Annotated in this window: 24 protein-coding genes and 1 pseudogene; 10 read left to right on the top strand and 15 right to left on the bottom strand. The window is 62.4% G+C overall.

What is annotated here, in order from left to right:
• Positions 1-59: 59 nt before the first annotated feature.
• Positions 60-458 carry an NADH:ubiquinone oxidoreductase subunit NDUFA12 gene (locus tag NKI88_RS03945; RefSeq protein WP_023667491.1) on the bottom strand — a complete coding sequence of 133 codons (399 nt, stop codon included), beginning with the start codon at positions 456-458 and terminating at the stop codon, positions 60-62.
• A 322-nt stretch (positions 459-780) separates the two neighbouring features.
• Between NKI88_RS03945 and panB the strand changes: the two genes are divergently transcribed.
• The 4 genes from panB to NKI88_RS03925 all read left to right on the top strand — a co-directional run bounded on the left by panB (position 781) and on the right by NKI88_RS03925 (position 5445).
• Positions 781-1611 (top strand): 3-methyl-2-oxobutanoate hydroxymethyltransferase, encoded by an 831-nt coding sequence (gene panB, locus NKI88_RS03940; RefSeq protein WP_023667492.1) that lies wholly within the window; start codon positions 781-783, stop codon positions 1609-1611.
• 11 nt (positions 1612-1622) lie between these two features.
• A complete protein-coding gene (gene panC / locus NKI88_RS03935) occupies positions 1623-2480 on the top strand; it encodes a pantoate--beta-alanine ligase (RefSeq protein WP_352653844.1) in 858 nt (285 codons plus the stop codon).
• Between the two features lie 221 nt (positions 2481-2701).
• Positions 2702-3862 (top strand): helix-turn-helix transcriptional regulator, encoded by a 1161-nt coding sequence (locus tag NKI88_RS03930; RefSeq protein ID WP_352653792.1) that lies wholly within the window; start codon positions 2702-2704, stop codon positions 3860-3862.
• Between the two features lie 182 nt (positions 3863-4044).
• Complete coding sequence (locus tag NKI88_RS03925) at positions 4045-5445, top strand: ArnT family glycosyltransferase (protein WP_352653790.1); 1401 nt, start codon at positions 4045-4047, stop codon at positions 5443-5445.
• A 16-nt stretch (positions 5446-5461) separates the two neighbouring features.
• Here NKI88_RS03925 and NKI88_RS03920 read toward each other — a convergent pair.
• The 4 genes and pseudogenes from NKI88_RS03920 to NKI88_RS03905 all read right to left on the bottom strand — a co-directional run bounded on the left by NKI88_RS03920 (position 5462) and on the right by NKI88_RS03905 (position 8979).
• Positions 5462-5948: pseudogene (locus NKI88_RS03920) on the bottom strand (GNAT family N-acetyltransferase).
• Positions 5949-5952: 4 nt separating this feature from the next.
• Positions 5953-7452: an Asp-tRNA(Asn)/Glu-tRNA(Gln) amidotransferase subunit GatB gene (gene gatB, locus NKI88_RS03915; protein ID WP_023681506.1), complete on the bottom strand. Its 1500-nt coding sequence runs from the start codon at positions 7450-7452 to the stop codon at positions 5953-5955.
• 202 nt (positions 7453-7654) lie between these two features.
• On the bottom strand, positions 7655-8086 hold the full coding sequence (locus tag NKI88_RS03910) for a CBS domain-containing protein (RefSeq protein ID WP_023667498.1): 432 nt from the start codon (positions 8084-8086) through the stop codon (positions 7655-7657).
• Positions 8087-8211: 125 nt separating this feature from the next.
• The gene (locus tag NKI88_RS03905) at positions 8212-8979 is read right to left on the bottom strand and encodes a rhomboid family intramembrane serine protease (protein WP_352653788.1); all 768 of its coding nucleotides are present in this window, start codon (positions 8977-8979) and stop codon (positions 8212-8214) included.
• A gap of 400 nt (positions 8980-9379) precedes the next feature.
• On the opposite strand from NKI88_RS03905, the gene NKI88_RS03900 reads away from it, so the two are divergent.
• The 3 genes from NKI88_RS03900 (at position 9380) to NKI88_RS03890 (ending at position 11654) form a co-directional block, all read left to right on the top strand.
• Positions 9380-10015, top strand: coding sequence for a PAS domain-containing protein (locus NKI88_RS03900; protein ID WP_352653786.1), 636 nt, complete (start codon positions 9380-9382; stop codon positions 10013-10015).
• Between the two features lie 124 nt (positions 10016-10139).
• Positions 10140-10757, top strand: coding sequence for a PilZ domain-containing protein (locus NKI88_RS03895; RefSeq protein WP_023667501.1), 618 nt, complete (start codon positions 10140-10142; stop codon positions 10755-10757).
• A gap of 288 nt (positions 10758-11045) precedes the next feature.
• Positions 11046-11654: a transglutaminase-like cysteine peptidase gene (locus NKI88_RS03890; RefSeq protein WP_023729811.1), complete on the top strand. Its 609-nt coding sequence runs from the start codon at positions 11046-11048 to the stop codon at positions 11652-11654.
• 243 nt (positions 11655-11897) lie between these two features.
• Here NKI88_RS03890 and NKI88_RS03885 read toward each other — a convergent pair whose 3' ends face one another.
• Both NKI88_RS03885 and NKI88_RS03880 read right to left on the bottom strand, forming a co-directional pair.
• Positions 11898-12425 (bottom strand): gamma carbonic anhydrase family protein, encoded by a 528-nt coding sequence (locus tag NKI88_RS03885; RefSeq protein WP_023667503.1) that lies wholly within the window; start codon positions 12423-12425, stop codon positions 11898-11900.
• An 85-nt stretch (positions 12426-12510) separates the two neighbouring features.
• Positions 12511-12879, bottom strand: a complete 369-nt coding sequence (locus NKI88_RS03880) for a DUF6949 family protein (protein ID WP_352653783.1) — start codon at positions 12877-12879, stop codon at positions 12511-12513.
• Between the two features lie 110 nt (positions 12880-12989).
• Between NKI88_RS03880 and NKI88_RS03875 the strand changes: the two genes are divergently transcribed.
• Positions 12990-13715 (top strand): hypothetical protein, encoded by a 726-nt coding sequence (locus tag NKI88_RS03875; protein ID WP_352653781.1) that lies wholly within the window; start codon positions 12990-12992, stop codon positions 13713-13715.
• Between the two features lie 290 nt (positions 13716-14005).
• Here NKI88_RS03875 and NKI88_RS03870 read toward each other — a convergent pair whose 3' ends face one another.
• Positions 14006-14209, bottom strand: coding sequence for a DUF3126 family protein (locus tag NKI88_RS03870; protein WP_006200852.1), 204 nt, complete (start codon positions 14207-14209; stop codon positions 14006-14008).
• Positions 14210-14465: 256 nt separating this feature from the next.
• Positions 14466-15314, bottom strand: a complete 849-nt coding sequence (gene cysE / locus NKI88_RS03865) for a serine O-acetyltransferase (RefSeq protein ID WP_023667506.1) — start codon at positions 15312-15314, stop codon at positions 14466-14468.
• Positions 15315-15447: 133 nt separating this feature from the next.
• Here cysE and NKI88_RS03860 point away from each other — a divergent pair, with 133 nt between their 5' ends.
• On the top strand, positions 15448-16062 hold the full coding sequence (locus NKI88_RS03860) for an HD domain-containing protein (RefSeq protein WP_023822941.1): 615 nt from the start codon (positions 15448-15450) through the stop codon (positions 16060-16062).
• On the opposite strand, the gene NKI88_RS03855 is transcribed toward NKI88_RS03860, so the two are convergent.
• The 6 genes from NKI88_RS03855 to NKI88_RS03830 all read right to left on the bottom strand — a co-directional run bounded on the left by NKI88_RS03855 (position 16059) and on the right by NKI88_RS03830 (position 19487).
• Complete coding sequence (locus NKI88_RS03855; protein WP_352596616.1) at positions 16059-16559, bottom strand: GNAT family N-acetyltransferase; 501 nt, start codon at positions 16557-16559, stop codon at positions 16059-16061. The two genes, NKI88_RS03860 and NKI88_RS03855, sit on opposite strands and share 4 nt — an antisense overlap.
• 39 nt (positions 16560-16598) lie before the next feature.
• The gene (locus tag NKI88_RS03850; protein WP_023822943.1) at positions 16599-16913 is read right to left on the bottom strand and encodes a hypothetical protein; all 315 of its coding nucleotides are present in this window, start codon (positions 16911-16913) and stop codon (positions 16599-16601) included.
• Between the two features lie 70 nt (positions 16914-16983).
• Complete coding sequence (locus tag NKI88_RS03845) at positions 16984-17310, bottom strand: hypothetical protein (RefSeq protein ID WP_352596614.1); 327 nt, start codon at positions 17308-17310, stop codon at positions 16984-16986.
• Between the two features lie 101 nt (positions 17311-17411).
• Positions 17412-18179, bottom strand: coding sequence for an alpha/beta fold hydrolase (locus NKI88_RS03840; protein ID WP_352653778.1), 768 nt, complete (start codon positions 18177-18179; stop codon positions 17412-17414).
• A gap of 10 nt (positions 18180-18189) precedes the next feature.
• Positions 18190-18762 carry a DUF192 domain-containing protein gene (locus tag NKI88_RS03835; RefSeq protein WP_352653776.1) on the bottom strand — a complete coding sequence of 191 codons (573 nt, stop codon included), beginning with the start codon at positions 18760-18762 and terminating at the stop codon, positions 18190-18192.
• A gap of 128 nt (positions 18763-18890) precedes the next feature.
• Positions 18891-19487: a cold-shock protein gene (locus tag NKI88_RS03830; protein ID WP_352653775.1), complete on the bottom strand. Its 597-nt coding sequence runs from the start codon at positions 19485-19487 to the stop codon at positions 18891-18893.
• Between the two features lie 334 nt (positions 19488-19821).
• Between NKI88_RS03830 and NKI88_RS03825 the strand changes: the two genes are divergently transcribed.
• On the top strand, positions 19822-20262 hold the full coding sequence (locus NKI88_RS03825; protein ID WP_023667513.1) for a VOC family protein: 441 nt from the start codon (positions 19822-19824) through the stop codon (positions 20260-20262).
• Positions 20263-20365 lie beyond the last annotated feature (103 nt).

Below are 20365 nucleotides of genomic sequence, written 5' to 3'. Positions count from 1 at the left end.
CGTTGTCATATCAGCAAGCAGCTAAACGCCAATTGTGGCGACAAAGGACCGGCCGGCGGTCAAGAACCAGGCGTCCACGCATCGTAGTCGCCCGTCACCTGCGGACGGTGCTGATTGGTGAGCACGGAACCCTTCGGGCGATAAGCCGCCGGTGTTCCCGTGAGGTTCGGCTCATGCGCCTTTTCCCATTCGCGCGGCCGATAGTCGTCGCTTGGCGGCGCCACATCGACGCGGTGATGCATCCAGCCGTGCCAGCCCGGAGGGATCGCCGACGCCTCCGAATAATTGGCGTAGATGACCCAGCGGCGGGTGCGGCCTTCCGAATCGACGCCGCCTTCGTAGTAGACGTTGCCGGCCCCATCCTGGCCGACCTTGTTGCCGTGGCGCCAGGTGTGAAAACGGGTTCCCAGCGTCTGGCGGTTCCACCAGGTGAAAAACTGCAGAAGGAAAGTTTTCATTCAGATCCTCGCGGGCGCGCGGCGGTGGCTGTCCCTGCTTATGGCGTCAGGCCTTGGCGAAGGCAAGGGTTTTGCGGCGCCTGCGGCACTGACGGCATGCCGAAACGCTCGGTCATTGGCCGATCCATTTCGCACCTGCGAACCGACGCTTGCCAAGCCGGCTGCGTCTTCCTAAAGCTCTCATCGCCCGGCGCTGCCGCATGACCCCGAAAATCGAAATCGATTTTCGGAAAGGATCATGCGCAAACCCAAGTGCTACAGCGTCCTTTGCGCGTCCACGGGGCGCGGCGCTGTAGTCAACGCCGGCTGCGGGAGGTGAGGAATGGCCTTGGCTGTCGCCAGGATCAGTGCGGAGACAATACGCGCCCGCAAGGGCGGCGTGCCGATCGTATGCCTTACCGCTTACACCTATCCCGTCGCCCGCCTGCTCGACGATCATGTCGACCTTCTCCTGGTCGGCGACAGCGTTGCCATGGTGCTGCATGGCCACAAGACCACGCTCGGCGCCTCGCTGGAGATGATGATCGCCCATGGCCAGGCCGTGATGCGCGGTTCATCAAAGGCCTGCGTGGTGGTCGATATGCCGGCCGGCAGCTACGAGACTTCGGCCGCGCAAGCCCTTGCCTCGGCGCGCCGCATCTCTGAGGAAACCGGCTGCCAGGCGGTGAAGCTGGAAGGCGGCGTCGAAGTCGCCCTCCAGATCGCGGCAATCGTCGCGGCCGGCATTCCAGTGATGGGCCATATCGGCTTGCAGCCGCAATCGGTGGAAAAGGACGGTGGCTACAAGATCAAGGGCCGCACGCCGGAGAATGTGGCCGCGCTCATGCGCGACGCCGACGCGGTCGAGAAAGCCGGCACGTTTTCGCTGGTCATCGAGGGCACGGTCGAGACCGTTGCCGCCGACCTCACCCGGCGCATTGCCATTCCCACCATTGGCATCGGCGCCAGCCGCGATTGCGACGGCCAGATCCTGGTCATCGACGACATGGTCGGCCTGACGGTCGACCGGGTGCCGAAATTCGTCAAGGAATACGCCGATTTGCGCAGCGCGGTCGCCGATGCCGCGGCGCGCTACGCAGCGGAGGTGCGCAGCCGCACCTTCCCCGGGCCGGGCCACGTCTTTTCAGCCGCGAGCGACAAGGACAAGGCATGAACCGGCCCCCCATCAGCCAGCCGCTCGTCGTCGACACCGTGCCCGGCCTTCGCGCGCAGATCCGCGAATGGCGGCGCGAAGGCCTGAGCGTCGCCATGGTGCCGACCATGGGCGCTTTGCATGACGGCCATATCTCGCTGGTCGGGGCCGCGCTCGCAACGGCCGATCGCTGCGTCGTCTCGATCTTTGTCAACCCGGCCCAGTTCGCCCCCACTGAATATCTCGACAAGTATCCGCGTCAGCTGGCCCGCGATCTCGACCGGCTGACCGAGGCCGGCGCACAGCTTGCCTTCACGCCTACGGTTTCCGAGATGTATCCGGCAGGCTTTGCGACGAAGATTTCGGTCGGCGGCCCGTCTTCTGGCCTGGAATCGGATTTCAGGCCGACCTTCTTCGAGGGCGTCGCCACGGTCGTGGCCAAGCTCTTTCTGCAAGCCCTGCCCGACTACGCCATCTTCGGCGAAAAAGACTACCAGCAGCTTTGCGTCGTCCGACAGCTCTGCCGCGATCTCGACCTTCCGGTGGACATCGTCGGCGCGCCTACCGTGCGCGATGCGCACGGCCTCGCAATGTCGTCGCGCAACGCCTATCTCGACGCCGCCGAACTCGACGTCGCGCGACAGCTCAATGTCATCTTGCGCCAGACGGCGGCAGCGCTCGCGGCCGGTGCCGATGAAAACGGCGTGACCGGTAAAGCCACTGCCGCGCTTCTCGAGGCAGGCTTCGACAGCGTCGACTATGTCGCCGCGCGCGAGAGCCTGACGCTCACCTCGTGGCGGCGTGACGGCGATGGCCGCCTGCTTGCCGCGGCGTGGCTTGGCAGAACCAGGTTGATCGACAATGTGGAAGTTTCCTCATTTATTCCCTGAAAAATTGCAATTCCGTTCACTTTGATTTGTATCGCAGAGCGGCCCGAGCGCTCTTAGACAACGGCTCATCAGGCACGTTCTGGCCGGCCCGTAGCGCTCACAATACTCCGCACGCCGCTGTGAGACGTTTCACAGACGTAACCAGGCCGGCTATGTTGTGTGCGACCCCAGGCAGAGACAGCGTGGCCTGCCACTACGCTGCAATACTTACGAGGCTCTACGTGTCTGTCCAGGCCAACATATTCGGTCGCGCCCTGCCGCAGATCGTCGAAGCGATTTACGATTCGATTGCCGATGTCGGCCGTTGGCCATCGACGCTTGAATCAATCTGCAAATTGGCGCTCGGCCGGCTTGCCATGCTGGCGGTCGTCGATACGGCGAGAAACTCGGCCCGGTTTTCGACTTCCTGCGGCGATCCGGTTCTGCTTGAGCCGCTGCAGCGCGACTACGCCTGCGAGGTGCCCTTCTTCAAGGCAGTGCCGAAGATGGAAATCGACATGCCGTTCACTGTCGATAGCGTCTACGCCCTGCAAGGCCCTGACGCCCGCCAGAACTGGCTCGAAAGCCGCATCGTGCGCGAGTGGGTGGGACCCAACCGTCTCGACGATTTCTTCTGGGTGGCGCTGATGAAGCAGCCGGCGCGCACCGGCACGCTGATGGTGGTTACCGACAAGGACAGGCCCCAGATTTCAGCCAGGGATATCGACCTGATGTCCAGGCTCGCCCCCCATGTCCGGCGTGCGGTGACCATCGGCGACCTGTTCGAGGCCGAGCGGCGCAAGGCCGACGTCTTTCGCTCGATCCTTGAGAGCCTCGACCATCCAGTGCTGATCGTCGCCGACGATATGCAGATCATTTTCGCCAATCCGGCAGCCGAAGCCCTGCTCACCGAAACCGCCTCAGTGTCCTCGGTGCGCGGCCAGCTGTCCTTCGCTTATGCCAACGCCAACACCGCCATCGGTCGCGCCGTCCAGCTCGGCACGCGCGACGAATTCGCGCTCGGACCGTCCGGCATCAACATTCCGCTGGTGAAGGCCATGTCTCCGGCGGTGGCGCATGTCATGCCTCTGGCGCGACGCGACATTTCGGCCCGCATATCGCCGCGCGCCGCCGCGGCCATTTTCATTGCCCCCGCCGGCGCCGCATCAGTGCCGGCGCTGGAAGCGATCGCTGCGCTGTTCGGACTGACCGCAGCGGAAAAGCGTGTCGCCGGCCATGTCGCCGCCGGGCTGACACGGCGTGAAATCGCGGCTGCCAGCGGCGTCTCGGACGGCACCGTCAAATCACAGCTGGCAACCATCTTCGACAAGACCGCCACCGGCGACCAGCGAGAGCTGGAACTCCTGATGCGCGAATTGACGCCGCCGCTGCGCTCGGCCTGAAGCCATACTCGGAGCCAATCGTCAAATTTTTCAACTATTTGCCGGTACGCAGGCGTAATCCACAATACCAAGCCGGCATCGTTGCAATTCGGCCAAAATCATGGTGCGGTTCTGCTCCGGTCCGGAGACGGTGCATCGTGCACGACCGGACGTGGAAACCATTTCCTGGGCGGTCCCCGAACTTGATACCGACACGAATTGAACGGCTGCTGCCTTACCTCTTCCTGCTGGCCCTGCTTTGCATCGCGCTCGCTTTCCGTCCGCTACTGCCGGTCGATGAGACGCGCTATCTCAGCGTCGCCTGGGAGATGTATCTCGGTGGACATGTCTTCGTACCGACGATGAACTTTGCGCCCTATCTGCAGAAGCCGCCGCTGTTGTTCTGGCTCATCGATCTCTCTTGGAACATCTTCGGTGTGAGCCGCGCGGCGGCGATGCTCGTCATCTTCGCCGCCTCGTCGCTGGTCATCTGGCTGACGACGCTTCTGGCCAAAACCCTGTTTCCCGAGCGCCAGGACATCGCCAGCCGCATCCCCTGGCTGGTGGCCGGCAGCACCGTCTTTGTCATCTATTCGACCCTGATCCTGTTCGACATGCTTTTGACGGCCTGTGTGGTCGCCGCACTGCTGGCGTTGCTGGGCTTCGCCAGGACCGGCAACCGGTGGCAGGCGGTGCTGGCGGGTCTGTTCATCGGGCTCGGCGTGCTGGCCAAAGGCCCGGTCGTGCTCATTCACATCGGCGCGCCCGTCCTGCTCTATCCCCTCTGGCGTGACCGGCGAGCCGGCCTTGCCCCTTTACAGTTCTTTGCCGGAGCCGGCCTGGCAATTCTCGCCGCCCTTGTCCCGGTCGCCATATGGCTGGCGCCCGCGACCATCCTGACCAAGGGCAGTTTCGTCTACGACCTCGTCTGGAACCAGTCGGCGGGTCGGGTTACCGGAAGCCTGCACAATTCGCATGGCCGGCCGTTTTACTTTTACCTGATGCTGTTGCCGCTCATGTTCGTGCCCTGGGCCTTTATCCCCCCGGTGTGGCGGCTGAGGCCGGGTGTCCGGATACGCAGCCTGATCGACACCAAATCCCCGGATCTGCGTGCCCTGCGCCTGCTGTCGTTCTCGTTCATTGCGGTGCTGCTGGTCTTCAGCGCCATATCCGGCAAGCAGCCGCACTATGTCGTGCCGGCACTACCATTCGCGACCATTCTGCTGGGCTACTTCATGGCCGAGATTTCAGTCGCCAGGCTGAGGGCGACGGCCTTTGTCATGCTTGCCCTTTTCGCCATCGGCCACGCCGCCGCCTCGGCGACCGTGTTCAAACGCTACGATCTCACGCCGCTGGCGAGCTTCATCGACGAACGAAAGGACGCGGACTGGGCCGTCGCTTACGACTATCAGGGCGAGGTCGGTTTCCTTGGGCGAATAGAGAAGCCATTCGAGAACGCCGACAAGCCCGAGGAATGGCTCAAGTCTCACCCCGGCGGCTACGTCATCGAAAAGCAATCGAAAGATCCGGGCACATCCGAACAGATCGCCTTCCGGCAGCCGGTGGAACGCGGCTATCTGGTCGTGCTGAAAGGACAGCACTGAGCGTTTCGTCGGACGCCTATCCCAGCGGCTTCTCGAAGATCAGCGCCGGCAACCCCGAACCGCCGCCGCAATCGGCGGTGCTGCCGACCGGCAAAAATCCCTTCGAACGGTAGAAGGCGATGGCCGGCACGTTGGCCTCTTCCACCTCGACGCGCAACCTGTTCGCCTCGGGAAAGCTGGCTTCGACCTCGTCCAGCAAGGCCTGGCCGATGCCTTGCCGCTGGCAGGCCGGCAGTACATAGAGCTGGTTCAGCAGCACGATCTTCGCATATCGTTGCGGCGGCAAAAGCCATGCCGCCGATACGCTTGCCGTCATCGGCGACCAGGAATTCCGAGTTCGGCCTTGTCAGCCGCGCCTTGAGCGAGGCGATCGAATGCCAGTCGTCGGTAATTTCGATCACCCGCTCGGCGCCATAGATCGTGTCGTAGGTTGCGTGCCAGGTTTCGACCAGCAGCGCGCGGACGGCGGCAAGGTCACGTTCGCTGGCGGTGCGGACGAACATTGTTCTATTCGATACCGAGCTTGGCCTTGACCAGATCGTTGACCGCCTGCGGGTTGGCCTTGCCGCCGGTGGCTTTCATCACCTGGCCGACGAACCAGCCGGCCATGGTCGGCTTGGCGCGAGCCTGCTCGACCTTGTCGGGGTTGGCGGCGATCACCTCGTCGACCGCTTTCTCGATGGCGCCGGTGTCGGTGACCTGCTTCATGCCGCGGCTTTCGACCAGCTGGCGCGGATCGCCGCCCTCGTTCCAGACGATCTCGAACAGATCCTTGGCGATCTTGCCGGAGATGGTGCCTTCCTTGATCAGGTCGATCACGGCACCGAGCTGCTCCGGTGTTACAGGAGCATTTTCAATGTCCTTGCCGGCTTTGTTAAGCTGGCCGAGCAGGTCATTGATGACCCAGTTGGCGGCAAGCTTGCCGTCGCGGCCCGAGGCCACCTGCTCGAAATAGTCGGCGATCGGCTTTTCCGACACCAGGATCGAGGCGTCGTAGGTCGACAGGCCAAGTGAAGAGATCAGGCGCGCCTTCTTGTCGTCGGGCAGTTCCGGCAACTCCTTGGCCAGCGCGTCGACATAGGCCTGGTCGAACTCCAGCGGCAAAAGGTCGGGATCGGGGAAGTAGCGGTAGTCATGCGCCTCTTCCTTGCTGCGCATCGAGCGCGTCTCGCCTTTGACGGCGTCGAACAGCCTGGTTTCCTGGTCGATCTTGCCGCCATCCTCGAGGATGGCGATCTGGCGGCGCGCCTCGAACTCGATGGCCTGGCCGATGAAGCGGATCGAGTTGACGTTCTTGATCTCACAGCGCGTACCGAATTCGCCGCCGGGCCTGCGAACGGAGACGTTGACGTCGGCGCGCATCGAACCTTCGTCCATGTTGCCGTCGCAAGTGCCGAGATAGCGCACGATGGTGCGCAGCTTGGTGACATACGCCTTGGCCTCGTCGGCGGAGCGCATGTCGGGCTTGGAGACAATCTCCATCAGCGCCACGCCGGAGCGGTTGAGATCGACATAGGACATGGTGGGATGCTGATCGTGCATCGACTTGCCGGCGTCCTGCTCCAGGTGCAGGCGCTCGATGCCGATCTCGATGTCCTCGAACTCGCCCTGCCGGTCGGGACCGACCGAAATGACGATCGTGCCTTCGCCGACGATCGGCTGCTTGAACTGCGATATCTGGTAACCCTGCGGCAGGTCGGGATAGAAATAGTTTTTCCGGTCGAACACCGACTTGTGGTTGATCTGCGCCTTCAATCCGAGGCCGGTGCGGATCGCCTGCTTGACGCATTCCTCATTGATGACCGGCAGCATGCCGGGCATGGCCGCGTCGACGAGGCTGACATTGGCGTTGGGCGCCGCGCCGAAAGTCGTCGACGCCCCGGAAAACAGCTTTGCTTCCGAGGTCACCTGCGCATGAACCTCGAGGCCGATGATGATCTCCCAATCGCCGGTAGCGCCGGGAATAAAACGTTTGGCATCGGGCGTGCGGGTATCGATAAGGGTCATGGTGGCCTGCGCTTTTGGCTCGCGAAAACTGCGATTTTCGCGAATTTGGGTATCGGTCTTCGCTAGTGCAAACCGCTTCGCGAGACAAGCGCCCAAAGCAGCGCAGAGCAGCGGGCTGGTCTTTTCAGCCCCTTTCGGCCGCTCGGCAACCGATAGAATGAACGCCGCCGGCCGGTATTCGGTCGGCGGTTTCTTCGTCAGGTCAGGCCGTTGCGATATAGGCCCTGATTTCGTCGGCCTCGCGCTCGACATCCTCGATGCGGCGCTTGACCACGTCGCCGATCGACACGATGCCGTCGAGCAGCCCATCCTTTTCCACCGGCAGATGGCGGAAACGGCCTTTGGTCATGATCTCCATCACCTCGTTGACCGTGTGGTTCTCGTTGCAGATCTTCACTTTCGGCGTCATCGCCGAGCGTACCGTTATATCAAGTGCGGCAGCGCCTTCCCTGGCAACGACCCGCACGATGTCACGCTCGGAAAGGATGCCGACGATCTTGCGATCGCCATTGGTGATGACCAGTGCACCGATCTTGTGGTCGGCCAGGATTCGAATGGCTTCGCTGAGCTTTACATTCGGCCCGAGCGTGAACACGTCATGGCCTTTTCTCTCGAGAATTGCCTTAACCGTCATGGCGTCCTCCTCCTCCTGCTTGGCTAGCCAGTTCCCGCCCTGACCGGCTTCACATAAGAGTGAACATCGTGCGCCGTGATCGGTTGCTTTTCAAGTGTGCCAGTGGGGTGCGCCAATAGAGTGCGCTAGTCGGGGGTGCGCTGGTCGTCGGGGATCTCCCATTCAGGCGCCCGCCAGTGCCGGTCGAACCAGCGCAACCCGAAGAAGCCTGCGACGAGGCCGCCAATATGCGCTTCCCAGGCGATCTGGCCGGGTTCTCCGAGCCCGAGACCGTAAAGGCCGGTGGCGAGGTTGATGACCATCCAGGCGCCGAGAAAATTGACGACGCCGCGCATGCGCAAAACCATTGCGATCGGCAGCACGGGACCGGCAAAGGCCGCCCTGCCGGAGGAGCGGTCGGTACGGAACCCGAAGCGAGCCGCCGCACCCATCATGCCCGATATCGCCCCGGAAGCGCCGACCAGCGGTGCTTCGCCATATGGATGGACCGCCCAGAACAGCACCACCGCGGCCAGCCCGGTGGCGGCGAAAAACAAGGCGAACCAGAACCAGCCGAGACGGTTGGCCAGCGGCGACCCGAAGGCGGCCAGCGCAACCATGTTGATGGCAATGTGAGCAACGCCGCCATGCATGAAGGCATAGGTGAAAGGACGGGTGAAGAGGAACCAGTCGAAACCGTATTGGCCGGTGTAGAGGACCGGAATGAAGGCGCCGTCGGTGAGCAATGTTATCTGCTGCTCTTCGGTCAGCACATATTGCTGCAGCAGGAAGACGGCAACGCAGATGCCGATCACCGCCAGCACCGCCGGTGGCAGGTTGAACACCGGCTCGCGGCGCGGCGGCGGCGCCTCCGCGGTCTGTTCGGTCTCCAGGGGGCCGGCCGGTTCGCTCATATGCTCTGATCCAGGGATTTGCGTGTCGCGAGCATCTAGGCCATGCCCGGACAAATCACAAACTACGAATCACAAAGCGCGAATCACAAACCGCGAATCAAAAAGAAGCCGTCCAAGGTTTCCCTTGAACGGCTGGTCGAGCCCCCTGCTCCCCTAAAACTATTGACCGAAGTGCTGTTGGTCGTCGCGAAACGACCGCTTCTGGAGTGGTTTTGGTGTGCCATGGCAAGCCTGCGCGCGCAACGTAAACCACTTGTTAACCTTAACGCCCCCGACCCGTGAACAAGTCTTAACGACGCTGGCACGCATCCTGCTCCGGAACGCATGTAGGTCATCGGAGGGCGCCCTTTCTGTTCACCGATGGGACCATCAGACGGCAGAATGCGCGGAGTTTAATAGCATGAACCAGAACGGATCAATCGCGCTGTTCCATTATTGGAATCGCCTGCGTGGTGGACGTCCTGCCCCAAAGCGTTCGGAGATCGAACCTGCCGACATCAAGGCGCTTTTGGCCGACACCTTCATCCTGGAAAGGGATACGCGTGGCGAAGCGGTGTTCCGGCTTGCCGGCACCAGGCTTTGCGCCGGCTACGGCCGCGAGCTCAAGGGTTTTTCGTTCCCCTCGCTATGGCGTGAGAAGGACCAGCGGCTGGTGTCGCGCCTCATTCACGGCGTTTTCGAGCAGAAATCCGTGGTGCTGATCACTTATGAGGGATTCAGCCGCAACGGCCGTTCCAACCACTTCGAACTGCTTGCGCTGCCGCTCGATGGCGGCGTCGAGAACCCGCGCTGCCTCGGCGTCATCAGCGCCGTGGAAAAGCCGTTCTGGCTGGGCGCCGACCCGATCACCGATGCGCTGATCGATGCCATCCGCGTCATCGATCCCGACAAGGACCCGATGTTCCTGAAAAACCGGCCGGAAATATCCGTTCCGTCGTTGGCTCCCGAACTCGAAGCGCCGGAGACCATCTCGGCGCTCGGTCGGTCGCGCCGTATCCGCCACCTCGTCGTGTTCGACGGCGGGCGCGAGCAATAGTCTCCAAGCCGGCGCTAATCTTAACTATCGGGGGCCCACTTTTCCCCTTTGTTAACCTGCTTGGCTGTAGTTTTTGCCGAGATTCCACGCACGACGCGGGAATGCCAACGGGGTGTAGGCAGTCATGAGGTCAGCGGCGGTCGAATACGCACCGTCCCGCGCCGAAAGGCGTAACTTTCAGCGCGTCCGGGTCAAGATCTACGGGCGCTTCATGCTGGAGGACCGCACCGAGCACCCTTGCCAGGTCGTCGACATGTCGCCGGGCAATGTCGCGTTGCGCACCGAGCGCGTCGGCATGCCGGGCGAAAAAATCATTGCCTATATCGATCATATCGGCCGTATCGAGGGCGTGGTGACGCGCACCTCGCAGGACGGCTTTGCCATGACCGTCATTGCTTCGGATCGCAAGAAGGACAAACTGGCGGCGCAGTTGACCTGGCTCGCCAACAAGCATGAACTCGACCTGCCGGAAGACCGCCGCCACGAACGCGTGGCGCCGCGCAACCCGACAAGCGTGCTGCAGCTCACCGATGGGCGCCAGTATCAGTGCCGCATCATCGACCTGTCGCTGTCGGGCGCGGCGGTCGAGATCGACGTCAAGCCGGCGCTCGGCATCCAGGTCATGCTGGGCACCATGCGTGGCCAGGTGGTGCGTCATTTCGAGGATGGCGTTGCCATCGAATTCGCCGTCATCCAACGCCCGGAAACGCTCGATTCCGAGTTCAACGCCCCGCGCGCCTGAACGATCGGCAACAGGCAGCAAAAACGAACCGGCCCTGCGCGGCCGGTTTTTTGTTGCCGGCGTTCCGCCTGCCTCTCCAGCTTGTAGCGGCACGCAGCAAATCCACGGCTCCACCCGGAAATCCGCGCCCCGACACCGCGGGTTTACGCCGAGACCTGAACGATTTTATATTAAAATAGGTCAAATTTTACGCGTATTCTATTGAGCTTTTACTCAATGTCTACTTCGGGTTTTTGCGTCGAATAAATCCAACGCTGTCATTGTCTCCTCAAACGGGGAGACTGACGAATGGCAAAGATTTGGGGCAAGCTGTTGCTCTTGGCAATGGCGATGCAGCTTTCCGCTTGGGGAACGGCGCAAGCAGCAGGACCGGCCTACATGCACACTGGCGGCCGCACGACACAGCCGGTCGGTCACTACGAATTCTGCCAGAAGCTGCCGCAGGAGTGCGCTCAGCGCACGCCGAAGCAGGCACCGGTCGAACTGACCCGCAAGCTGTGGGCGGCGATCGTCGACGTCAACAATTCGGTCAACACCCGGATCGTGCCGCGCACCGATATGGAAATGTGGGGTAAGGAAGAGGTCTGGTCCTATCCCGACAGCGGCTTCGGCGACTGCGAGGACTATGCGCTGGAGAAGCGCCGCGAATTGATGGCGCTCGGCGTTCCCGCCGGCAATCTCTTGATGACCGTGGCGCGCCAACAAAATGGCGACGGCCACGCGGTGCTGACCGTGCGCACCAGCCTCGGCGAGTTCATCCTCGACAATCTGGACTCCAAGGTGCTGTCCTGGACCGACACCGACTACACCTACCTGAAGCGCCAGTCCGACCAGAATTCCGGCGTGTGGGTGACGATCAATGACGGTCGCGCCGACGCGGTTGCCAGCGTCCGCTAGGACGCCATCACAGAGGTCAAGCACATCGAATAATGCGACGTGCCTAACGAGAAAGCCCGGTCGAGTCCCCACCCTCCCCGTCCCCAACGACCGGGTTTTAAGGAGCCGGCCCCGTCCCCGGGCCGGCTCCACCATTTCAGACCATGATCCCGAACCGAAGGACCGCGTCAGCGAAAGCGAGAAACGATTTTTGCTGCGCTGACCCGCCGTTCGGGAAAGATCATCGTCAAACAGGAATAGAGTTCAGGCCTTCTTCAGCCCGGCCTTGAAGCGCTTGCCGTTGGCGACATAGTGCGCGGCCGAGGCGCGCAGCCTGGCGACCGCGGCGTCGTCCAGCGTCCTGATCACCCGCGCGGGCGAGCCGACGATCAGGCAATTGTCGGGGAACTCCTTGCCTTCGGTGACCAGCGCGCCGGCGCCGACCAGGCAATTCTTGCCGATCCTGGCGCCGTTGAGGACTATGACGCCCATGCCGATCAGGCTGTTGTCGCCGATCGTGCAGCCATGCAGCAAGGCGCGGTGGCCGATCGTGCAGCCCTGCCCGATCGTCAGGGAAAAACCGGGATCGGTGTGCATCACCGTGTGTTCCTGGACATTGCTGTCGGCGCCGATGACGATCGCCTCGTTGTCGCCGCGGATGACCACGCCAAACCAGAAGCCGGCATTGCGGCCGACGCTGATGTCGCCGATCAACGTAGCGTCCGGCGCGATCCAGTTGCTGTCGGCATCCTCGAAACGGGGCGCTTTTCCGTCGATTGCGTAGGTCGGCATTTGCAGTCTCCGATTCGTCGCAGGCCGGGACAAACCCTAGAACAATCCGAGGAAAACCGCGTGCCGGTTTTCTCCCGCAATTGCCTCAAGGCAAATACCGCGCCAGCGATTCCACCAAAAGCTGAAGCGCACCAGGAGAGCCGATGCCCCAGGAGGCAATGGCGATCAGCACGATGCCCAGCGTCAGCGCCCAGGCGATCACCGTGCAGCCGCAGGACATCAGCATCAGCGTCGAAAGGCGGCTCTCGCGCCGCGCATCGAGCGCATCGTTGGCGAGCATGAACGGCCCGGCGCAAGCGGTCGCGGCCAGCGAGCGCAGGATGTACGCTGGCGACACATAAGGCTCGGCAAAGGCAAGCCGGCGGCCCGCCGCCAGTTCCATCACGGACCCGGTAAGCCCGCAGGCGGTGAGGCCGACGGCAAAAGCGAAGAGAACGGGCAGTAGCAGGCTCATCTTTACCTTCCGTTTACCATGAAATCGCACAGTCGCGTCCAGCGCAGCAAGAGCCATGCCGCGGCATGTGTGCCGCCCAGGGACAGAGGGCGGCGACTATGGGGATTGCGATGAAGCAGGCAGCGACCGCAGAAGAGTTCAACGTCGTCGATTCCGTGCTGATGAAGCGGGTGTTCTATGCTTTTGCCGCATTGGCGCTGCTGTCGCTGGCGATCAGCCTTGGCGGAAAGTGGTTCGGCCGCTCGATCGCCATGGCCGGCTACACCGACGACACCACGGTCCACAGGGTAGTGATCGGCAACAATGTCATTGCCGTGCCGGCCAACGCCATCCGCTTCCTGCAGGCGCGGCGCGACGGCATCGCTTCGCGCCTCGACCTTTATCTGCGCTATCCCCAGATGGACGGCTACAGCGAAGCCGCACGCGACGATTTCAACCACACGGGCACGGCCAAGAACATCATCTTCCTGTCGTTTGAACCGCAGATGATGTCGCGCGACATGAGCGGCCGTTTCGCGCCGATCTATAGCGCGCTGATCAGCCAGCCCGGCGCGCCCGGCCCCGGCGGCACGACGATTTACGGCTTTAGCGAAAAATCAGGCTATCTCAACGAGGTGCTTGCGGTCGCCGACCGGGCCGGCAAGGACCCGTTCGTCGCCCGCTGCCTGAGCGGACCGAGCGCCGAGGAATCGCTGGCGCCCTGCGAGCGCGACATCCAGGTCGGCGACAGCCTCAGCCTGACCTACCGCTTTCCCCGGGAGTTGCTGGGCAACTGGCCAGCGCTTGACGCCGCTATCGTCGCCGAGGCCACGCGCGTCCTGAAGACGGGGCGCTAGCCTGCCTCTGTTCGTGCGAAGCGAAGCGGCGCAGAAGTTTACGAACGTTGGCGGGACAGTACCCCCCCTCTGTCCTGCCGGACATCTCCCCCGCAAGGGGGGAGATTACGCCCCCATCACTGCTTTCGCCAATTATCGAGGTTGCAGAAGAAGAGCCGAGGAACTGCCGATCTCCCCCCTTGCGGGGGAGATGTCCGGCAGGACAGAGGGGGGTGGGAAGGATCGCCGAGGCTTGCTCTTCATCTCCCCACTTCGTTGGAGATAGGCAACTCCGATCCGCAGTTCCGCGATCAGGCCAGATCGATGTCGAGGATCGCCATCGAGAAATTATAGTCGCCGTCGTCCTCGTCCTTGAAGACGATGCCGAGGAACTCGTCGCCGACATAGACCTCGGCCGAATCTTCCTTGCGCGGCCGCGCCTTCACCTCGAGTTTGGGATTCTGGAAGACGCGCTTGAAATAGGCGTCCAGCTTTCTGATTTCGTCCGGCTTCAAAAGTCTTCTCCGATCGTCGGGCTTGCTCGTTGGAACGCGCTTCTGGCACGTCGACAATGGCGATGTAAAGGCAAGCCGGCTGGATAGAACGCGAACCCTGGGGCCGGATGATTTCAGGTCGAATCCAAATCCGCCTCTAAATCAAGGAGGTAGAGCATGATGTCGTCCGAAAACCGCCTCACACTTTTCGGCATCATGCTTCAGAGGCAACGGCGCCGGCAACCGGACTTCAGTCCGGCGCGCCGGGTGTTGCAAATCAGATGTCGAAGCTGACGACCTGGTCCATCGATTGCGACGGCAAAAGCTGGTCCATCTGGCGCGAAGGCTGGTCGCAGCCGGTCTCGCCGACGACGCGGGCCGGTACGCCGGCAACCGTCTTGTTGTGCGGCACCGGCGACAGCACGACCGAGCCTGCCGCGATCTTCGAGCAATGGCCGATCTCGATATTGCCGAGAATCTTGGCGCCGGCGCCGATCAGTACGCCGTAACGGATCTTGGGGTGGCGGTCGCCGCCGGCCTTGCCCGTGCCGCCCAGCGTCACGCCGTGCAGGATCGACACATCGTCCTCGATCACCGCCGTCTCGCCCACGACGAGGCCGGTGGCGTGGTCGATGAAGATGCCCTTGCCGATGCGGGCGGCCGGGTTGATGTCGGTCTGGAACACCGAGGACGAGCGGCTCTGCAGATAGAGCGCGAAATCCTTGCGGCCCTGATTCCACAGCCAATGGGCCAGCCTATGCGTCTGGATGGCGTGGAAACCCTTGAAATAGAGCACTGGCATGATGAAGCGGTCGCAAGCCGGGTCGCGGTCGTAATAGGCCTGGATGTCGACACGCACGATCGACGACCATTCCTTGTCGTCGGCCAGCATCGACTTGAACGTCTGGCGGATGAGGTCGGAGCCGATGTCCTGATGCGCGAGCCGCTCGGCGAGCCGATGGATGACAGCTTCCTCCAGGCTCTCCTGGTTGAGGATGGTCGAATAGAGGAACGCCGCCAGAAGCGGGTCGCGGTTGACCGCTTCCATCGCCTCGTCGCGGACCGAACGCCAGATCGGATCGACCGGCTGGACCATTGTGGGGCGGGAAATGCTGATGCTGTTCATCGACGTCTTGTCCTGCGTCCTGGCCGCTTGCCTATTCTCCGGCGGCACATATAAGCCAGATCATAGCACGATTGAACTCAATTTTCCTTAGTGCTCGGTGAAATGGATTTGGTTCACGGAAATTCAAGCCGCCATGGAAAACGAACCCTTGATCGACGCTCCGCTGAAACGCGCGCTCTCCGCGCTCTATCAAGCTCCGGATCGCCACTATCACAACCTCGCCCATATCGAGGCGTTGCTGGCGCTGGCGGACGAATATCGAGCATCGCTGCATGATTCCGGCGCCGTCGAAGCCGCAATCTGGTTCCATGACGCCATATATGACAGCCGCGCCAAGGACAACGAGGCCAGGAGTGCAGCACTTGCGCAGGACAAACTTGCCGCCCGCACCGATCCGGAGCGCCTCGGCCGCATCGCGGCGATGATCGTCGCCACTGCCACGCATGAACTGCCCAGCCTTCAACCACGGGGCCTTGCCGATGAGAACGCCCTCCGCGACGCAGCGCTTTTCCTCGACATGGACCTGGCGATACTGGGTGCGTCAGCCGACGCTTTCGACGCCTATGAACAAGCGGTCCGACGCGAATATGGCTGGGTCGAGGAGCCTATGTGGCGCGCCGGCCGCGGCGCGATTCTCAAGACTTTCCTCGCGCGCCAGCATATTTTTCACACGCAGGAATTCCGCCACAGGTTCGAGCCCCAGGCCAGGCAAAACCTGGCGCGGTCTCTAGAAACGCTCAAATCCTAATCCGGAAATGTCTCCATGCGCTGGGCATAGGCTTTGAAACCGGCGCGCCGGTAAACCGCTTGCGCGCCAGGGTGATCGAAGGTGTCGGTATGAAGCCAGATCCTTTGCGGCGCCCGCGACCAGATGGCGCGAAGCGCCTGGTCGAGCAGGAACGGGCCGAGCCTGCGACCCTGGAAGGCGGGAACCAGCCCGAAATGAACCAGCTCGACCTCAGGCTGGCCGACGCCGTTGAATTCGCACAGACCAGCGGCCTCGCCCTCGACGCGCAGCACATGGATATGTGTCGAGGGCAGCGCCAGCAGGCGCTCGAGGTCTTCCGCCGGCATGCGCAGCCGCTGGTCCCACTGCACCGGCTCGCCGACAGCGCGGTAGAGGTCGATGTAAGCGGCGCAGTCCAGCCTTTCCGGCGCCACCGTGGTCGCTGCTGCAGGGCTGACGCGTGCAGGCGCCAAATCGCGCGGGCGCATCTCCATGTAGGTGACGAGAAGATCAACCAAAGCGGCACCGCCTCCGGCTGCAAGCCAGACGAAGATCGATCACCTGAAGGCGCCAACGGACTTGGTGGCCGCCCAAACAAAGAACAGGCCGATCACCAACGACAGCCCGTTGAGGAGGATACCCACGATGCCGAGGACATGATTGTCGTTTGAACGTCCCAGTGCCATCAAGCCAAAAACCACGCCGGTGATGTGCGCCAGCGGCGCCGCAACGAGAAACACCACCAGAAAAACCCCGCCGAGGACGTTTTGAGCGGCCAGCGACGCCTCGCCTGGCATCAACGCCAGCGTGACCACCGCCGCAAAATCCATTGCGAACGCCAGCAGGGCCAGGATCACCGAGCGTTTGCCCAAGCTGCTCCGCCCCACCACGCCGGGCATTGCTATCGTGCTTCTTCCCCATCCGGCCATTACTCGTCCCCGATCAGGTGAAAGCGCCTATCGTCGATGCCATTGCCACAAGCAGCAGGAAGCCAACCGCCAGGGAGCCGCCGTTGAGCAGGATGCCGACGACCCCAAGCACGCGGCTATCGTTCGAACGCACCAGCGCCATCAGCCCGAAAATCAATCCGGCAATATGCGCGAACGGCCCTGCCAGCAGGAAAACCGCCATGAAGAAACCCGTGGCGATGTTCTGGGCACGCTCGGATGCGTGGGTCGGCAGCGCCACCATTGTGGTCAGCGCTATCACACCGGCACCGAAGGCGAGCAGCGCCAGGATGACGGAACGCTTGCCGAACTTGCTTGTCACGACGGGGCCCGGCAGAGCGTCGGCGCTTCTTCCCCATTGTGCCATTGTTTGCCACCCCTCGCCGGCCGCCCAATCCATATCGCCCGAAAATCGCTTACCGGTTAAAGCGGATTTTCGGCATAAAACTCCAAAACCCGCTGCTTGAAGGTCTTGCCGCCCACCGCCAGCATATGGTCACGGCCGTCGATGTGAAATGACTTGGCATTCGGCATCAGCGCGGCGAGCTCGTCGGGCGAGCCGCCGATATCGTCTGTCGTCCCGACCGCAATCAGCGTCGGTTGGGCGATGCGCGTCATGTCGTGTTCGCTGAGCAGTTCGCGCGACGTGGCGATGCCGGCAGCCAATGCCCGGCGGTCGCTGCGCGTCTGATCGGCAAAGGCGCGAAAGGAGCGACCGCGCGGATGGCTGGTGGCGGCCGGATCGTCGGCCAGCAGCGCCTCGGCGATCGGATCCCAGTCGCCGACGCCGTCGACCATGCCGATGCCGAGGCCGCCGAAGACCAGCGTCGCCACCTTGTCGGGATCGGACAGCGCCAGGAACGCCGCGATGCGCGCGCCCATCGAATAGCCCATGACATGCGCGCGGCCGATGCCGAGATGGTCGAGCAGGGCCGCCGCGTCCGAAGCCATTTTGGCCGGGGTGTAGTCGGCCTCGTCATAGCTTTTCGACGACGAGCCGTGGCCGCGATTGTCGAAGGCGATGGCGCGATAGCCGGCATCGTTCAGCGTCTTGAACCAGCCGGGCGATACCCAGTTGACATAGTGGCTGGAGGCAAAGCCGTGGATCATCAGCACCGGATCGCCCGCCCCCGACGCCGGCCGGCGGTCGAGGAAGGCGAAGTCGAACCCGTCATGGGAGAAGAATTGCATCGGGAGCGGCTCAGCCGGCGCCGGGCGTGGGCGCGTTGCCCTTGTCCGTTGGCGGCATGCCGGGGCCGGACACAGTGCCGACGGCCGGATGGCGCAGCAGATCGCCATGGTCGATGCCGTTTTTGGCGGCGGTGCCGGCCTTGAGCTCCAGCACGAAGCGCACTGGCACACCCGGCGAGATGACTGCATCGGACAATGGAGTGCCGTGCTTGACGGCCCGGACCTTGCCGTCCTGTCCAACAAAGATCAGGTCGAGCGGCATCGGCGTGTTGTGCATCCAGAAGCCGACCTGCTTCTGCATCTCGAAGACGAACAGCATGCCATGATTGTCGGCCATATCCTGGCGATACATCAGGCCGGCCTCGCGTTCCGAGTCGGTGTCGGCGACTTCGATCGAAAAGGATTTATCGCCGCCTTTCGTCGCCACGACCAAGGGTGTCGGATCGACGGGAAGGATCATCGCCTGACCGCCGGCGATCGTCTGCTGGGATGCGGTCGGCTGCCCGGAATAGAAGTAAGCGCCTGCGGCTACCGCAACGATGACGCAGAGCGCGCCCGCTGTCAGCCAGTTCCTGTACGCCATTGGAAATCCTCGACCAAAGACCATGATCCCTAAAAGTGGTCTCAGGTATTCGGATAAGATCGTGGTGAAACCAAGAAAAAGAGCCGTCCTGAATTGGTCGACTGGAGTTCATCGTAAGGGCTCGCGTCCTAATGCGCGACCGGCAAGGTGCCCATATCGGGGTGAATCTCGGCAGCCATGAGGCCCTTGTCACCGCGTCCGAAACGCACCAGCACGACCTGTCCGGGCCTGAGCTCGGTGATGCCATAGCGGCGCAGCGTCTCCATATGGACGAAGATATCCTCGGTGCCCTCGCCGCGCGTCAGAAAGCCGAAGCCCTTGGTGCGGTTGAACCACTTGACCAGCGCCCGCTCGAGCCCGCTTTCCGGCGTCACCGCCACATGGGTGCGCTGTTCCTGCATCTCGGCCGGATGGATCGCCGTAGTGGTGTCCATGGACAGCACCCGGAACGCCTGCAAACCACGGTCGCCGTGCTTGACAAGGCACACGACACGCGCGCCCTCCAATGCAGTCTGAAAACCGTCCTTTCGAAGGCAGGTGACATGGAGGAGGATGTCGCCCGAAGAACCGTCATCGGGTAGTATGAAACCGTAGCCCTTGGCCACGTCGAACCATTTGATGGCGCCGGCGATTTCGACAAGGTCGGCGCTATCGCCGCCACTGTCGCGCTTCAGGGCGTCGTCAAGGTTCTCATCCCGCCTCGTGAAAGAGGCCTTATCCCCCATAAGAACGCCCCCTTTTTTCAAGAAAACCGCAAGTGATTCTTGACATTAGATTAACACCGCCGCTTCCGGGGTGTGCAAGACCTGCCGTGCCTTTTTTCACGGTTGAATACAGGAATAGCTGACTTGTTGTTTGCCGGCGTCGCTGCCGACAGCAATGACGATCCATCAAGGCGGTCAACCGGTCGGCAATTTGCAAGGGATTTCGCCGAAATCGGCAACCACTTGTGTCCGGCGCTTTGTCAAACCGGTGACCACTTTCAGTCCGATGCTCGTTGCCCTTCGGCGGGGTGGACCTTATGTTGCCTCGCAACCCAAACATCCCCGAGGAAATCCCATGCGCTACCTCCACACAATGGTCCGTGTCGCCGACGTCGATGTCTCGCTCGATTTCTACTGCAACAAGCTCGGCCTTAAGGAAGTGCGCCGCTACGAAAACGAGCAGGGCCGATTCACGCTGATCTTCCTCGCCGCCTCCGAGGATGTAGAAAGCGGCATCACTGAGAAGGCGCCGCTGATCGAACTGACCTACAATTGGGACCCGGAGGAGTACAAGGGCGGACGCAATTTCGGCCACCTCGCCTATGAGGTCGACGACATCTACGCCACCTGTCAGCATCTGATGGACAATGGCGTCATCATCAACCGGCCGCCGCGCGACGGCAACATGGCCTTCGTCAAGTCGCCGGACGGCATCTCCTTCGAACTGCTGCAGAAGGGCCCGGCCAAGCCCAAGGCTGAGCCGTGGGCATCGATGCCGAACACCGGCACCTGGTAGCGATCACGCCATCTTGAGCGAGGCGGCCGCGCCGACAAGCCGGCCCCTTTGCCATTTCGAGCAACGGCACCTATTTACCTGCCTGTCGCGCCAGCCAAGCAAA

This window comes from Mesorhizobium sp. M0317 (genome assembly GCF_040321555.1).
In the GTDB taxonomy this organism is placed as follows: domain Bacteria; phylum Pseudomonadota; class Alphaproteobacteria; order Rhizobiales; family Rhizobiaceae; genus Mesorhizobium.
This window is presented reverse-complemented; position numbering and strand designations above follow the sequence as displayed.